The 15,343-nt window shown below is 69.8% G+C and carries 9 protein-coding genes; 1 reads left to right on the forward strand and 8 read right to left on the reverse strand.

The features are described 5' to 3' along the window. Nucleotides 1-64: 64 nt before the first annotated feature. From CK625_RS01795 to CK625_RS01820, 6 genes are all read right to left on the reverse strand, one after another. Complete coding sequence (locus CK625_RS01795; RefSeq protein WP_238945453.1) at nt 65-1,927, reverse strand: ATP-binding cassette domain-containing protein; 1,863 nt, start codon at nt 1,925-1,927, stop codon at nt 65-67. Next, on the reverse strand, nt 1,924-3,786 hold the full coding sequence (gene cydD, locus CK625_RS01800; RefSeq protein ID WP_095538540.1) for a thiol reductant ABC exporter subunit CydD: 1,863 nt from the start codon (nt 3,784-3,786) through the stop codon (nt 1,924-1,926). Before cydD ends, CK625_RS01795 begins: the two co-directional genes overlap by 4 nt. Nucleotides 3,787-4,170: 384 nt before the next feature. Beyond that, the gene (locus tag CK625_RS01805) at nt 4,171-4,767 is read right to left on the reverse strand and encodes a TIGR00730 family Rossman fold protein (protein ID WP_095538541.1); all 597 of its coding nucleotides are present in this window, start codon (nt 4,765-4,767) and stop codon (nt 4,171-4,173) included. Between the two features lie 118 nt (nt 4,768-4,885). After that, nucleotides 4,886-6,970: a glycosyl hydrolase family 28-related protein gene (locus tag CK625_RS01810; protein WP_238945454.1), complete on the reverse strand. Its 2,085-nt coding sequence runs from the start codon at nt 6,968-6,970 to the stop codon at nt 4,886-4,888. Nucleotides 6,971-7,674: 704 nt separating this feature from the next. Then, nucleotides 7,675-8,073 (reverse strand): diacylglycerol kinase, encoded by a 399-nt coding sequence (locus CK625_RS01815; protein WP_095538543.1) that lies wholly within the window; start codon nt 8,071-8,073, stop codon nt 7,675-7,677. Nucleotides 8,074-8,249: 176 nt separating this feature from the next. Continuing rightward, nucleotides 8,250-10,550, reverse strand: coding sequence for an NADP-dependent malic enzyme (locus tag CK625_RS01820; RefSeq protein WP_095538544.1), 2,301 nt, complete (start codon nt 10,548-10,550; stop codon nt 8,250-8,252). A 275-nt stretch (nt 10,551-10,825) separates the two neighbouring features. On the opposite strand from CK625_RS01820, the gene CK625_RS01825 reads away from it, so the two are divergent. Next, on the forward strand, nt 10,826-12,088 hold the full coding sequence (locus CK625_RS01825; protein ID WP_095538545.1) for a hypothetical protein: 1,263 nt from the start codon (nt 10,826-10,828) through the stop codon (nt 12,086-12,088). 113 nt (nt 12,089-12,201) lie between these two features. Here the strand turns inward: CK625_RS01825 and lldD are convergent, their stop codons facing one another. Both lldD and lldP read right to left on the reverse strand, forming a co-directional pair. Continuing rightward, entirely contained in the window at nt 12,202-13,338 is a 1,137-nt protein-coding gene (lldD, locus tag CK625_RS01830; RefSeq protein WP_095538546.1) for an FMN-dependent L-lactate dehydrogenase LldD, read from the reverse strand. A gap of 120 nt (nt 13,339-13,458) precedes the next feature. Further along, the gene (gene lldP, locus CK625_RS01835; RefSeq protein ID WP_095538547.1) at nt 13,459-15,144 is read right to left on the reverse strand and encodes an L-lactate permease; all 1,686 of its coding nucleotides are present in this window, start codon (nt 15,142-15,144) and stop codon (nt 13,459-13,461) included. Between the last annotated feature and the right edge of the window lie 199 nt (nt 15,145-15,343).

The raw sequence follows: 15,343 nt of genomic DNA on the forward strand, positions 1-15,343 counted from the left end.
CAGTAGTTCAAAGTGCAAAAGAAAAGTGGTGAGAGAAAAAACCGGGGGTGCCAAGACAAGAGGCTCAACCATCGCGCAGCCGCGCCAGCAGCGCCTGGAACTCAGCGCTGCCGCGCACGGCCTGGGCCGTGATGCGGCCGTGCTCCAGCAGCAGCAGGCGGCCTGCCAGCGCGGCCTCGCGGCGCATGTGCGTGGCCAGCACCACGCTGCGGCCGCGCAGCGCCGGCGCCAGGCGCTGCAGCAGGGCTTGGGCGGTGGCGGCGTCCAGGCCGTCGGTGGGCTCGTCGAGCAGCCACAGCGCGCCGGCTGCATCGGCTGCATCGGCTGCATCGGTTGCATCGGCGCCGGGCTGCGGGATGCGCGCCAGCAGCAGCCGCGCCAGCGCCAGGCGCCGGCCCTGGCCTTTGGACAGGCCCAGGCCGCCTTCGCCCAGGCGCTCGTCCAGCCCGGCCGGACGGGCGGCAATGGCCTCCTTCAGGCCCACGAGCTCCAGCGCGGCCCACAGCGCCGCATCGTCCAGCGGGCGCTGCTGCAGATTCAGATTGGCGCGCACTGTGTCGCTGAACAAGGCCGTCTGCTGCGGCAGGCCCAGGCTGGGCAGGGCGCGCACCGTGCCGCGCGTGGCGGCCAGCTCGCCGGCCAGCAGCGCCAGCAGGCTGGATTTGCCACTGCCGCTGGCGCCCACCAGGGCCAGCACCTCGCCTTCGGCCAGCGTGAGCGAGCAGTCCTGCAGGCGCGCCAGGCCGCTGCGGCCGCTGTCGAGCCAGACCTGCTGCAACTGGGCGGCCAGGCCGGCCTCGGGCGCGGGCAGGGCGGCGCTGGGGGCATGGGGCGCATCTGCGTTGGCTGCGTTGGCTGCGGTGTTGGCGGCGGCGGTGTTGGTGTTGGTGGCGGGCGTCAGGCTGCGCGCCAGCGGGGCCTGCAGGCGGCGCGCGGCCAGCAGGCAGGCGGCCCACTCCAGCGTGCCGCGGCGCAGCGCAGCAAAGGGCTCCATGCCGGCCATGGCCATCAGCACGAAAAAGGCCGCCAGCGCCACATGCATGTCGCGCGCCAGCACCAGCCAGGCGGCCACGGCCAGGGCGGCGGCCAGCGTCAGCGCCTGCAACGCCTGCCAGGCCGCGGCGGCGGCGGCATCGCGCTGTTGCAGGCGCAGCTCCAGCGCGGCCAGCTCGGCCTGGCGCTGGCGCCAGCGCTGCAGCGCGGCATCGAATTGCACGGCCATGGTCAGCTCGGCCTGGCCGCCCACCAGCTCCAGCGCCTGCTGGCGCATGCGCTCGCCATGGCGCGACTGGGCCAGCGCCAGCGCGCTGCTGCTGCGCGCCAGCCACAGCGTGATGCCCAGGCCCCAGCCCCAGAACCACAGCCAGCAGGCCAGGCCCAGCCACAGGTGCTGCCAGGCCAGCCACAGGCTGATGGCCAGCGTGGTGGCCAGGGCCGCGGCGCAGGGCAGGGCCAGGCGCAGGTACAGGGCCTCGGCGGCGTCCAAATCGCGCGTCAGGCGCAGCAGCAGGCGCGCGGGCTGCAGTTGCCAGGCGCGCTGCGCGGCCGCCAGCTGCGGCGCTTGCGCCGGGGGTTGGGCAAAGCTGCGCAGCAGGCGCTCGCGCAGGGCCACCAGTGCGTCCAGCGTGGCGGCGTGGCCGACCAGGCGCTCGGCATAGCGCGCGCCGGTGCGCCCCAGCGCCAGAAAGCGGATGCTGGCGCTGGGCACGAAGACGTCGAAGGCCAGCGCCGTGGCGGCGCTCAGCCCGGCCAGGGCCGTGCCGGTGATGAACCAGCCCGACACGCCCAGCAGCAGGGCGCCCATCAGCGCCGTGGCGCAGGCCAGCAGCAGGCCGGCGGCCATGCGCCGGCCGTGGCCTTGCCACAGGGCGGCCCACAGCAGGGCCAGGCTATGGCGGCGCGGCGTCGTTGGCGGGCGAGCACTCACGGCAGGGCCTCCTCGGTCGTGCTGGCGGTGGCGGCGGCGGGGGCGGCAGCGCGCATTTCTTGCGTTGGCGCATCGGGGCGGCGGCGCCAGCGGGCCTGGCCCTGGGCGTCCAGCTGCAGCACCCAGGGCAGGGCGGCGATGGCCTGCGGCTCGTGCGTGGCCAGCAGCAGCGTGCGGCCCTGCGCCAGCGTCAGGATCTGCGCCAGCACCTGGGCGCTGGTGGCGCTGTCCAGGTGGGCGGTGGGTTCGTCGAGCAGCAGCAGCGTGGCCCCGGGCGCGGCCACGAGCCGGGCCAGCGCCAGGCGCAGGGCCTCGCCGCCGGAGAGGCCGCTGCCGCCTTCGCCCAGCAGGGCCTGGCTGCGCTGCTGGACAAAGGCCCCCAGGCCCACTTGCTGCAGCGCGCGGGCCTCGTCCTCGGGCGTGGCCGGCGCGGCGCGGCCCAGGCGCAGATTGCGCTGCAGCGAGCCGGCAAAGACATAGGGCTGCGCGCCCATCCAGCCCATGCGGCGGCGCAGCGCCGCGGCGTGGACCGCATCCATGGGCAGGCCGCCGATGCGCACCTGGCCGCTGGCAGGCTGCACCAGCCCGGCCACCAGGGCCAGCAGCAGGCTTTTGCCGCTGCCGCTGGGGCCGGTGATGGCCACGTGCGCCCCGGCCGGGATGTGCAAATCCAGCGCCGGGCGCGCGGCCTGGCCTTCGGCCAGCGGCAGCGCCGGCTGCACGGCCTGCAGCGTGATGGCGGGCGCACCTGCGGGGACGGCGGGGGCGGCGGGCTCGGCAGTGTTGGCGGCAGTGTTGGCGGCAGGGGGCTGGCCTTCGCTCTGGCCCTCGCCCTCGCCCTCAGTCAGGGCATTGGGCACCAGCGGCGCCAGCTCGTCGAGCAGGGTGTGCAGGCGCTGCAGCGCGGCGCGGCCATTGGCGCGGTCGTGCCAGACGGCCGAGAGCTCGCGCAGCGGCTCGAAGAAGGCCGGCGCCAGCATCAGCACGAACAGGCCCTCGTGCAGCGTCAGGCGCGCCCCCCAGGCGCCAAAGGGCAGCTGCCCCAGCAGGTGAAAGCCCACGTACACGGCCACCAGCGCCACGCCCAGCGCCGAGAACAGCTCCAGCACCGCCGAGGACAGCATGGCCACGCGCAGCACGCGCATGGTGCGCTGCGCCAGGTCGCGGCCCAGCGCGCTCATGCGCTGCGCCGTGGCCTGCACAGCGTGCAAGGCGCGCAGGCTGGGCAGGGCGCGCAGGCGCTGCAGCAGATCGCCATGCAAATGCCCCAGCGCCTGCAGCTGCGCCTCGCTGATGGCCTGGGCGCGCCAGCCGATGATGGCCATGAACAAGGGGATCAGCGGCGCGGCCAGCAGCAGCAAGAGCGCCGCCAGCCAGGAATGCCAGCCCACGCACAGCGCCAGCGCCGGCGGCGCGAGCAGCACGCGCCACTGCGCCAGCTGGTAGCGCGCCAGCCAGGGCAGCACGGCATCGGCCTGCTCCATCCAGGCGCTGGTGATCTGGCCCGAGGGCGGGCGGCGCGCATCCAGCGGCGAGCTGTGGCGCAGGCGCTGGCCCAGCTGCAGGCGCAGGGCCGTCAGGCTGCAGCGCGCATGGCGCCAGGCCAGCCGCGTGCCGGCGTATTCCAGCGCGGCGCGCAGCAGCCCCAGGGCCACGATGATGGCCGCGGCCTGCACGAGGCTGGCTGTGGGCGGCGGCAGGTCGGCGGCGCTGCCGCCGCCGTCTTGCCAGGCCATCAGCGCGGCAATGGCCGTGGCGATCTGCCAGGCCTGGCCGACCCACAGCAGCGAGGCCAGCGCGGGCAGGGCATGCCACCAGCCCCTGGCCTGGGCGGGCAGGGGCGATGGGCCAGGGGCCATCTCTGAAGTTGCAGCGCGTGCGCGCCCGTTGCGTGCCATGGGTTTGAGGGAATGCGAAAAGCACCAGCAAGGGGCGGTCTGCACACATCACAGCGCGCAATGAATGCGGATGAACGCGGATGCACAAGGCGCTGCAAGGCGTGCAGACCTGCCCAGGCCCCTGCAAACCATCCAGCAACCAGCGCCGCAGCCTGCAGAGGCCCTTTTGAAAAAAGCGCCGGATTCTATGAATTCCAACAAACTTTATGGGGTTATCCGCACGGCTTTAGTCGGGCACCTGGGCAGGAACCTGGGCGGGCTCATGGGTGGCCACCTGGGCCTGCGCGGTGCAAGGCGCTGCGGTCGGGGGGCAGCCTTGGCGCTTGCCTGGCGCAGCGCAGGCGCTCAACCTGCCGGCGCCTTGAGCGCGGCAGCCTGGGGCTGATTGCTTTGCAGTTGCTGCAGCAGCTCGTGCAGCAGGGCCTGGGCGTCGCTGCCGGTGGTGGTCAGCGCCATTTGCCAGTCGCTCAGCAGCCCGTTGGCGATGCAGTGCTGCAAGAAGGGCTGCAGTGCGCTGTAGTAGCCGTCCACGTCGAGGATGCCGATGGGTTTGTCGTGGTAGCCCAGTTGGCGCCAGGTCCAGATCTCGAACAGTTCCTCGAAGGTGCCGATGCCGCCGGGCAGGGCGACGAAGGCGTCGCTGCGCTGGGCCATCATGGCCTTGCGCTGGTGCATGGTGTCCACGACGAACAGCTCATCGCAGGCTTGGTTGGCCATTTCCTTGTGCACCAGCACGGTGGGGATGATGCCCACCACGCGCGCGCCGGCCTCCTTGGCGGCCTGGGCCACCAGACCCATCAGCCCGGATTTGCCGCCGCCATAGACCAGCTGGCCGCCTTGCTCACCGATCCAGCGGCCGACGGCCTGGGCGGCTTCGATGATGCGCGGGTTGCTGCCATTGCGCGAGCCGCAGTAAACGCAGAAGGAGAAGCGGGGCTTCATCGGGGGTGCTCAAAAACTGTCTGGGAATCTGTTCAGGATCTCGGCACGCGTGGGCCGCAAGGCGCAAAGCGCCCAAATTCGCCTCATTGCCCGCCGCGCGGAGATTGTGAACAGACTCTCAAGGATTGAAGATGGTGTTGCCACTGATGCTGTTGCCCGTGCCCTGGTCGAGGATGGTGTGGCGGTGGATGTGGTTGCCCGTCACGGTGTTGCCCGAGGTGGTGCTCGTCAGCCACAGGCCGGTGTGCCAGAGGCGGTTGTTGCGGATGCTGCTGCCGCTGATGCGCTCGAGCGTGACGGAGCGCAGGTAGTTGGGCTCGAAGGTGTTGCCTTCGATCTGCACCCCGCTGACGCGGGCGCTGCTGGCGCTGACCTCGTAGGGCACGCCGGCATAGATGCCGTAGCCGCGGTTGCCGGCCACGTGCGCCTGGGTGATGCGCACGTTGTGGATGGTTTCGTCCTTGCCGGGCCGGATGTCGATGCCGGTCATGGGCGCCACGCCGTGCGTGCTGTGGTAGCGCCCGCCCTGCACCAGCACGTCCTGGGCCGAGGCGATGGCCAGGCCGCGGCGGCGGTTGCCCTCGGCCACCACGTTGCACAGTTGCACGTCGCGGCTGGCCTGGGTCACGGCCAGGCCATCGCCCCAGGCGTCTTGGACTTTGACTTGCTCGATGACGATGCGGCTCGAACCAGCCACCATCACGCCCGTGCCCCAGGCGCCTTCAGCGCCTTGGTGCGTGTGGCGCTCGCCCAGCACTGCGCCGCCGACCAGGCGGGCGTTGTCCACCTGCTCGAAGCGCACGATGTCGTAGAAGCTGACGCTGGCGGGCTTGGCCTTGAGCACGGCCTGCTCGGCGAGGCGCAGCGTCATGTGGCTGCGCATGAACAGGCGTTTGGCCGGGTCGATCAGGTAAGTGCCATCGGGCACCCAGACCATGCCATTCGTGCCAGCGGCCTGGTCGATGGCGGCCTGGATGGCGGCGGTGTCGTCGCTGCGGCCATCGCCTTTGGCGCCCTTGTCGCGCACGTTGACGGCCTGGCCCGCAGCGGGCATGGGCGCGCACTGCCCCGCAGTTGGCGCTGGCGTGGGCGAGGGGTTGGCCACGGGTGCGGGCGGGATGGGCGCGGGGGCCGCCACGGGCGCTGCATTGGGCGGCAGCAGGGGCACGGCGGCCAGCCTGTCGAGCCGGTTGTTGGCGATGGTGTTGTGCTTGGGGCTGCCGTCGGCGCTGGGCTCATCGACGATGAGGCGATCCAGCGCTGCCCCGGGCTGCCCGGTGACGGCGTTGTCCGTGACGGTGATGAAGGTCGCCAGCGGGCCCAGACCGATGTTGCGGTACTGGCTGTTGATGATGCGGTTGCCAGTGATGCGGGTTTTCCAGCTGCGATTGCCCAGGCCCAGGCCGATGGAGTTGTCGATGAAGGTGTTGCCCTCCAGCACGACGTTTTCGATCTGGCCGGGGTGGGTGGTGACCATGCCGATGCCACGGCCGGCGTTGTTGATGAATTGCGAGCGGCGGATGGTCACGTTCTTGACGTGCTCGCGGATCGGCTCGTTTTCCTGGCCCCAAGGCTCGATGTCGATGCCGTCCTGCGGAGGGGTGCCGTGCGTGTTCTTGAACACCGAATCCTGCACCACGATGGTGTCGACATCGGTGATGGACATGCCCTGGCGGCGGTTCTTGTCGGCCACCACGGCGCAGAACTTGACGTTCTGGCTGCCGCCGCCGACGTAAAAGCCATCGCCCCAGAACTCGCGGGCTGTGACGTTCTCGATGGCGGCGTGGCGCGCGCCGCGCATCACGAGACCAGCGCCCCATTCGCCCAGCTGCCCGTCGGCGGGGATGCGGTGCGCGTAGCGCTCGCCCTGCAGATGGCCGCCCAGGACGTGGGCGTTTTCCACATCGTTGAAATGGAAGATGTTGTAGTGCCGCGAGCCATTGGGCATGGCCTTGAGCACGGCCTGCTGTGACATGTGCACGGTCACGCCACTGCGCATCTGCAGGCCGCAGCGCTCCTGCCCCCAGCCGCCGCAGGCGTTGACCGTGGCGTCGATCATGTAGGTGCCAGCCGGGATCCAGACGCGCCCGCCGCTGCCGGCCGCTTCATCCAGCGCGGCCTGAATGGCCGCCGTGTCGTCGGCCTGGCCATCGCCCTTGGCGCCCTTGTCCTTGACGTTGACCGTCAGCGCAGAGGCGGGCATGGGCACGCAAGCGCCAGCGGTGGGCGGTGGCACGGGCTCTGCCGCAGGGGCAGGCGTGGGCGCGGGAGCTGGCGGTGATGGCGGCACCGGCGCTGGTGCTGGTGCAGGTGCAGGTGCAGGTGCAGGTGCAGGTGCAGGGGGCGAGGGCGGGACTGGCGCAGGAGCAGGAGGAGCCGGCGCTGGCGCCGGCGGGGATGGGGGCGTCGGACTGGGCGCAGGCGCTGGTGGTTGCGGAGCAGGAGCAGGAGCAGGTGCAGGTGCAGGTGCAGGTGCAGGTGCAGGTGGCCGTGGGGCGGGCACCGGCGCAGGCGCTGGCGGTTGCGATGGCGTTGGGTTGGGCTGTGGCCCAGGGGCTGGGTTGGGCGCAGGAGGACGGTTGTCGGATTGACTATCGCCGCCACCGCCACAAGCGGCCAGGGAGACGGCCAAGGCCAGCATGGCCAAACGCTTTGCGCGCATGCAACTCAACATCACGGTTCCCTCCAAGATGAATGCCGCAACTGGCGTGCTTGGCCAAGTCGCCAGCCCCTGCCTGAACACATGCGCTGCGCAGCCCAGCGGGCCTGGCGCGGGCACAAACAAGGCGCTCTGTGGCGCCGATCGTGCAGGTGTTTGCTTTTGTAAAAAATGTGCGGGCGATTATAGAGAGCCTTGGGCGCTGTCTTTGGGCTGGCGCAGCCTTGGCAGCGGCATCGGCATCGGCATCAGGCGCTTGCGCTGCAGCAGGCGGCCCATTTGATCCAAAGCGCCCAGGCCCAAATGCCCAGGCACAGCGCCAGCGCCAGCAGCACGGCGGCGCTGCCCAGGTCCTTGGCTTTTTTCGACAGCGGGTGCCATTCGGGGCCGATGCGATCGACGACGGCCTCGATGGCAGAGTTGAGGATTTCCACCAGCAGCACCAGCACGGGCAGCGCGATGAGCACGGCGGTCTCCAACCAGCCCTGCCCGACCCAGAAGGCCAGGGGAATGAGCACTGCGGCCAGCAGCAGCTCCTGGCGAAAGGCCGCTTCCTGCCAGGCGGCGCCCAGGCCGTGGCAGGAGTTGCGCAGGGCCGGGCCCAGGCGGGCCAGGCCGGTCTTGGGGGAGTGGGGTGAGGAGGGCATGGGCGGGGCGATGGCGCTGCCCGGTTGCGCTGCGGGCAGCGGGTGCTCTTCAGCGGGGCCGGGTGGGGCTGGCTGGGGCGGGGCGTTCGGCCTGCTGCAGCGCTCTGGCCCTGGCGGCCCAGGGGGTAGCCAAGACCTGGGCGCTGCAGCTGGTTTGAGCCGGGTTGAGGCCAGGCTCAGTGCGGCGCGTTGACGTTGGCGGCGGCCAGGGCCGTCATGTTGACGATGCGCCGCACGGTGGCCGAGGGGGTCAGCACGTGGGCCGCGCCGGCCGCGCCCATCAGGATGGGGCCGATGGTGGTGCCATGGCCGCCCACTTCCTTGAGCACGTTGAACAGGATGTTGGCCGAGTCCAGGTTGGGGCAGATCAGGATGTTGGCGCTGGAGCTCAGCGAGCTGTCGAGCAGGTTGCGCTGGCGCACCTGGTCCGACAGCGCGGTGTCGCCGTGCATTTCGCCATCGCACTCGATCTCGGGAAAGCGCTGCTTGAACAGCTCCGTGGCGCGGCGCATTTTCAGCGCGCTGGGGCGCGTGGAGGAGCCGAAGTTGGAGTGCGAGACGAAGGCCACCTTGGGCGGCAGGCCAAAGCGCTGCACTTCGCGCACGGCCATGCGGGCGATGGAGACCAGGGCCTCGGGGTCCGGGTCTTCGTGGATGTAGGTGTCGGCCACGAACAAGGTGCGCTCGTCCAGGATCAGCGCGTTGATGGTGGCCAGGCCTTCGCAGCCTTGGCGCACGCCGATGATGTCCTGGATGCGGCTGAGGTGCTTGTCAAAGCCGCCGACCATGCCGCAGAGCATGGCGTCGGCATCGCCCAGGTGGATCATCAGCGCGGCGATGATGGTGTTGGAGCGGCGCACGGCGGACTTGGCGGCCTCGGGCGTGACGCCGTTGCGGCCCATGATGCGGTGGTAGGCCTCCCAGTACTGGCGAAAGCGCGGGTCGTCCTCGGGGTTGACGTTTTCCACATCCTGGCCGAGGCGGATGCGCAGGCCGGCGCGCTGGATGCGCTCGGCGATGACGGCCGGGCGGCCGATCAGGATGGGGCGGGCCAGGCCGTCGTCCACCGCGACCTGCGCGGCGCGCAGCACGCGCTCGTCCTCGCCCTCGGCATAAGCCACGCGGCGCAGCTGCTGCTTGGCCGCCTGGAACACGGGCTTCATGAACATGCCGGTCTGGTAGACAAAGCGCTGCAGGCTGTCGCGGTAGGCGGCGATGTCCTCGATGGGGCGCGTGGCCACGCCCGAGCGCGCGGCGGCCTCGGCCACGGCCGGGGCGATGCGCAGGATCAGGCGGCCATCGAACGGCGTGGGGATGAGGTATTCGGGGCCGAAGCTCAGCTCCTTGCCGGAGTAGGCGGCGGCGACCTCATCGCTGGCCTCGGCCTTGGCCAGGGCGGCGATTTCATGCACGCAGGCCAGCTTCATCTCGTCCGTGATCTTGGTGGCGCCGCAGTCCAGCGCGCCACGGAAGATGTAGGGGAAGCACAGCACGTTGTTGACCTGGTTGGGGTAGTCCGAGCGGCCGGTGGCGATGATCACATCCGGGCGCACGGCCTTGGCCAGCTCGGGGCGGATTTCCGGCTCGGGGTTGGCCAGGGCCAGCACGATGGGCTTGTCGGCCATGGTCTTGAGCATCTCGGCGGTGAGCACGCCCGGGGCCGAGCAGCCCAGGAACACGTCCGCGCCCTTGACGATGTCGGCCAGGGTGCGCGCCTCGGTCTGGTGCGCAAAGCGCGCCTTGGAGGCGTCGAGCTTGTCGCGCCCGGCGTGGATCACGCCCTTGGAGTCGGCCACGAAGACGTTTTCATGGCGCACGCCCAGCCCTTCCATGACGTTGATGCAGGCAATGGCGGCCGCGCCCGCGCCGGAGACGGCGACCTTGACCTGGGCGATGTCCTTGCCCACCAGCTCCAGCGCGTTGATCAGCGCGGCCGAGGAGATGATGGCCGTGCCGTGCTGGTCGTCGTGGAACACGGGGATGTTCATGCGCTTGGAGAGCTCTTGCTCGATGTAGAAGCACTCGGGCGCCTTGATGTCCTCCAGGTTGATGCCGCCCAGCGTGGGCTCCAGCGCGGCGATGATCTCGATGAGCTTGTCCGGGTCGCGCTCGGCCAGTTCGATGTCGAACACGTCCACGCCGGCGAATTTCTTGAACAGGCAGCCCTTGCCCTCCATCACCGGCTTGCCCGCCAGCGGGCCGATGTCGCCCAGGCCGAGCACGGCCGTGCCGTTGGTGATCACGCCCACCAGGTTGCCGCGCGAGGTGTATTCGGCGGCCTTGCTGGGGTCGGCCTGGATGTCCAGGCAGGGGTAGGCCACGCCGGGCGAGTAGGCCAGCGAGAGATCGCGCTGGTTGGACAGGGGCTTGGTGGGCTTGACGGAAATCTTGCCCTTGCTGGGCGCGCTGTGGTATTCGAGCGCGGCCAGGCGCAGGGCTTGTTCGGCTTCGGAGAGGGGTTTGGCGTGGGAAGTCATGAATGCCTTGGATTGCGGAAAAAGAGACGCGGGGGCCGGGCGCGGCACGGTGGATGCTGGGGGGCGATTTTTGCAGAGCTTGGAGGGCCTGGGCACCATTTCGCATCGCAAATTGCTCGCACGCGCCAAGCCGGGACATTAGCCGCAGCAGATCAGGCGGGCAATGCGTGAAAACGGCAGTACGGCCCGCAAGGGCTGCCATCTCCCAAAGCCCCGTATTGCGTCAGAATCGGCGCCGCAGCGCACGACTGTTCCGGTGCCGCGGCAACACACGCATGAACCCCACACCCGCCATCGACCCCTGCTTTCTGGCCCTGGCCCAGCCCGTGCTGCGCGGCCTGAACGGCCAGGCGCTCTCGGTCACCCCCGGCCAGGGCGGCGCGCCCATCGCCGTGCAGCCCTGGCCGGGCGCGACCGCCAGCGGCAGCGCCGGGCAGGCCATGCGCTGCTGGGGGCATTCGGCGCCGCACGACCCGGCGCCTTGGCTGGCCACGCACGATCGCATCCTGGCGCTCATCGACGGCCATCGCCCCTTGGTGATTCAGCCCCGCCAGCCCTGGGGGCATGACGGCGCGCCGCCGGATGCGCCCTATCCGGCCGTGGTGGCCGCGCAGGCGGGCGGGCTGACGGTGTTCCTGGTCAATGCAGCCTCGCGGGTGCGCGTGTTCGCGGCCGACGCGGCGCAGGCGGTGGAGCTGCCCCCGATCGACGACGCGCAGATCTACGCGGCCTGGGCGCATCAGGGCCAGTTGTGGGCCGCTGGCATGCAGCCGCGCCCGCGCGATGCCGATGGCGACGTCACGGGCTTTGGCCAGGCGCTGCTGCTGCGCTGGCGCATGCGCCCGCTGGCCGTTGAAGCCCGCTGGCAGGGGCTGGACGTTTGGCCTGTGGATGAAGCCAGCACCCCCGCAGCCGAATGGGCCGGCCTGACCGGCATGGAAGCCTGGCTGGCGGCCTTGCCCGGCCCTTCGCCCGCGCAGCCGCCCTGGCTGATCGGCGCGCCCCTGCTGCGCGGCGTGCATGATTTGCCGCCGGATCTCTCGCCCTTCTGGATGCTGGGCCCACCCGCGCCGGATGACTACAGCGCCGCCGTGCTGGCGCAGGCCAAAAACGCGCCAACCCCCTCGCCAGCGGCCCCGCCCCTGCAATTGGCGCGTGTGCTGGCCGGCCACAGCCTGCTGGCCGTGTGCGGCCAGGGCGCGGGCCATGCGCTGGTGTTCATGCTGGCCCAGCCCGAGGCCGGCGCTGCCGCCCGCGTCCACCGGCTGTGCCAAAGCCGCTGGGACGGCGCCCAGCTCTCCCCCGCGCAGCCCCTGCACATTGCTGGCCTGCCCGCGGAGGCCGGCAACGCCACCTTGCTGGATTGGGATGCCGTGCACCACCCCGGCTTCGGCTTTGCCGCCACGCTGCTGTGGCGGCCTGCCCGCCCTGGCTGTAGTGATGGCAGTGACGGCAGCGGGCCAGCGCCGGCCCTGGCTGGCGCGGTGCTGCACAGCCCCGATGGGCAGCGCTGGCGCGTGGTGCAAATGCTGGGTTAAGCCCTGGATGCAGCACGGGGCCTGGGCGCTCTGGCGGAGAGGCAAAGCTCAATGCGGCAGCTGCGCAAGGTTGACTCAGACACCGCCGCAATGCTGGATCTCAAGAACCCATCCTAGCCCTTGGCCAGCAGGTCGCTGGTGATTTCGCCCACGTTTTTCACGCTGGTCAGCGTCATGGCCACGCGCATTTCCTTGAGCATCAGGTCCAGCAGGTTTTCCACGCCGGCCTGGCCGCGCGCGGCCAGGGCGTAGACGAAGGCGCGGCCGATCATGGTGCAGTCCGCGCCCAGCGCCAGCATGCGCACCACGTCCAGGCCGTTGCGGATGCCCGAATCGGCCAGGATTTTGATCTGGCCTTTGACGGCATCGGCAATGGGCGGCAGCGCGCGCGCCGAGGAGAGCACGCCGTCGAGCTGGCGCCCGCCGTGGTTGGAGACGACGATGCCGTCCGCGCCAAAGCGCACGGCGTCCTTGGCGTCCTCGGGGTCGAGAATGCCTTTGATGACCATGGGGCCGGTCCAGAAGTCGCGGATCCATTCCAGGTCTTTCCAGGAGATGGAGGGGTCGAAGTTCGCGCCCAGGTAGCCGATGTAGTCCTCCAGGCCGATGACGCGGCCGGTGTATTTGGAGATGTTGCCCAGATCGTGCGGCTTGCCGTGCAGGCCCACGTCCCAGGCCCATTGCGGGTGCAGCGCGGCTTGCAGGTAGCGGCGCCACTTGGCGTTGGGGCCGCTCATGCCGGAGTGGGCGTCGCGGTAGCGCGTGCCGGGCACGGGCATGTCCACGGTGAAAACCAGCGTGGAGCAGCCTGCGGCCCGGGCGCGCTCCAGCGCGTTTTTCATGAAGCCGCGATCCTTGAGCACGTAGAGCTGGAACCACATGGGCCGCCCGATGGCGGGGGCGACTTCCTCGATGGGGCAGACGGAGACGCTGGAGAGGCAAAACGGCACGCCTTTGTTGTAGGCCGCCTTGGCCGCCTGCACTTCGCCGCGGCGCGCGTACATGCCCGTCAGGCCCACGGGGGAGAGGGCCACGGGCAGGGCGAGCTGCTCGCCGAACAGCTCGATGCGGGTGTCCAGCTCGCTCATGTCCTTGAGCACGCGCTGGCGCAAGGCGATGTCGGCCAGATCTTCGACGTTGCGGCGCAGGGTTTTCTCGGCGTAGGCGCCGCCGTCGATGTAGTGGAACAAAAAGGGCGGCAGGCGGCGCTGGGCGGCGGCGCGGTAGTCGCTGGCGGAGGAGATGATCATCTGCAGTCTCGCGGTATTGAGGTTCGATGAGAGCGTGTGATGCACTTTGCGCTCTCGCGGGGGGCGCAAAGTGCATCACACGCTTTAGGGCTGGAATGGAGGCGGCCTGTGCTGCCGCGATCAGTGCGGGATCATCCACGGCAGCACATAGGCTTGCAGCGTGGTCATGGCGCCGATGATGACCGCAAAGATCAGGCTGTGCTTGACGGTGAAGCGAAACAGATCGGATTCGCGCCCGGCCAGCCCCACGGCCGCGCAGGCAATGGCAATCGATTGGGGCGAGATCATCTTGCCCGTCACGCCGCCGGTGGTGTTGGCCGCCACCGTCAGCACTTCGGGCAGGCCCAGTTGCTGGGCCGTGGTGGCTTGCAGCGCGCCAAACAGGGCGTTGGCCGAAGTGTCCGAGCCGGTGAGGAACACGCCAATCCAGCCCAGAAAGGGCGAGAAGAAGGTGAACGCATCGCCCGTGTGCGCCAAGGCCAGCGCCAGCGTGGCCGACAGGCCCGAGTAATTGGCGATGAAGGCAAAGGCCAGCACCATGCCGATGGAGTAAATGGGCAGGGCCAGTTCCTTGAAGGTTTCCGCCAGCGTGCAGGCGGCCTGGGCCGGGCGCATGCGCAGGTAGAGGATGGCCAGCAGCGCGCCAATCATGATGGCCGTGCCGGTGGCGGAGAACCAGTTGAAGGAATACACCGCGCCGTAGGGCGAGGCGCTGGCGACCACGGGCGGCATTTTCTGCACCAGGTTGTGCAGCATGGGCACGGGGATGGCAATCACCCAGTCGGCCAGCGCGCCGCCCTGGGCGAACAAGTCCTTGAAGGGCTTGAGGCTCCAGATCGTCACCATCGCCGTGAGGATGATGAAGGGCGACCAGGCCTTGAGCACCTTGCCCAGGCTCAGCTCCACCTCGGCTTGCTTTTGCGCCTGGGCCTGCTGGGCGGCCACGGCCTGGGCGTCGCCTTCGGTTTCAAAGCGGAAGATGCGCTTGGGCTGCCAGACCTTGAGAAACAGCGTCAGCGCCACCAGCGAGACGATGGCCGAGGTGATGTCCGGCAGCTCCGGCCCGATGTAGTTGGCCGTCAGAAACTGCACGATGGCAAAGCTGCCGCCGCCCACCAGCACGGCCGGCCAGGTCTCCTTGATGCCGCGCCAGCCGTCCATGATGGCCATCAGCCAGAACAGCACGATGACGGTCATGAAGGGCAATTGCCGCCCGGCCATCTGGCTGATCGCCATCGCATCCACGCCCGAGACCTGCCCGGCCACGATGATGGGAATGCCCATCGCGCCAAAGGCCACCGGCGCGGTATTGCCGATCAGGCACAGGCCCGCGGCATACAGCGGCTTGAAGCCCAGGCCCACCAGCAGCGCCGCCGTGATGGCCACCGGCGCGCCAAAGCCCGCCGCGCCTTCCAGAAACGCGCCAAAGCAAAAGCCCACCAGAATCAATTGCAGGCGCTGATCGGGCGTGATGGACAGGATCGAGGAGCGGATCACATCGAACTGCCCCGTCTTGACCGAGACTTTGTAGAGAAACACCGCGGCGACGATGATCCAGGCAATGGGCCACAGCCCGTAGAAAAAGCCATACACGCCCGAGGCCAGCGCCGCCGAAACCGGCATGCGGTAAAACAGCAGCGCCACGGCCAGCGCCAGCAGCACCGTGATGGTGCCGGCCACATAGCCTTTGAGGCGCAGCCGGGTCAGCGCCAGGAAGAAAAAGATGATGGGGATGAGCGCAACCAGCGCCGAGACCCAGACGTTGCCCGCCGGGTCGTAGTTTTGTTGCCAGATGGTGGGATCCATAGCCCGAAGCTCCATGTCACGCAAAAACGAGCCGCCACTGGACCTGCTTGCAAGGCCCACTGGCCGCAGCCTGTGCGCATCGGGCTGGGTGCTGATGCCAATTGCCCCTTGGGCCGCTGTCGCTGGGGGGATCGGCATCGCTGCAAGGGCCCGCCATCGGCCCTTGCAGCTGTGCCTTGCACCAAAACGCCGTGTGATT

Origin of the sequence: Vandammella animalimorsus, from assembly GCF_002285265.1 — a bacterium.
GTDB lineage: Bacteria > Pseudomonadota > Gammaproteobacteria > Burkholderiales > Burkholderiaceae_C > Lampropedia.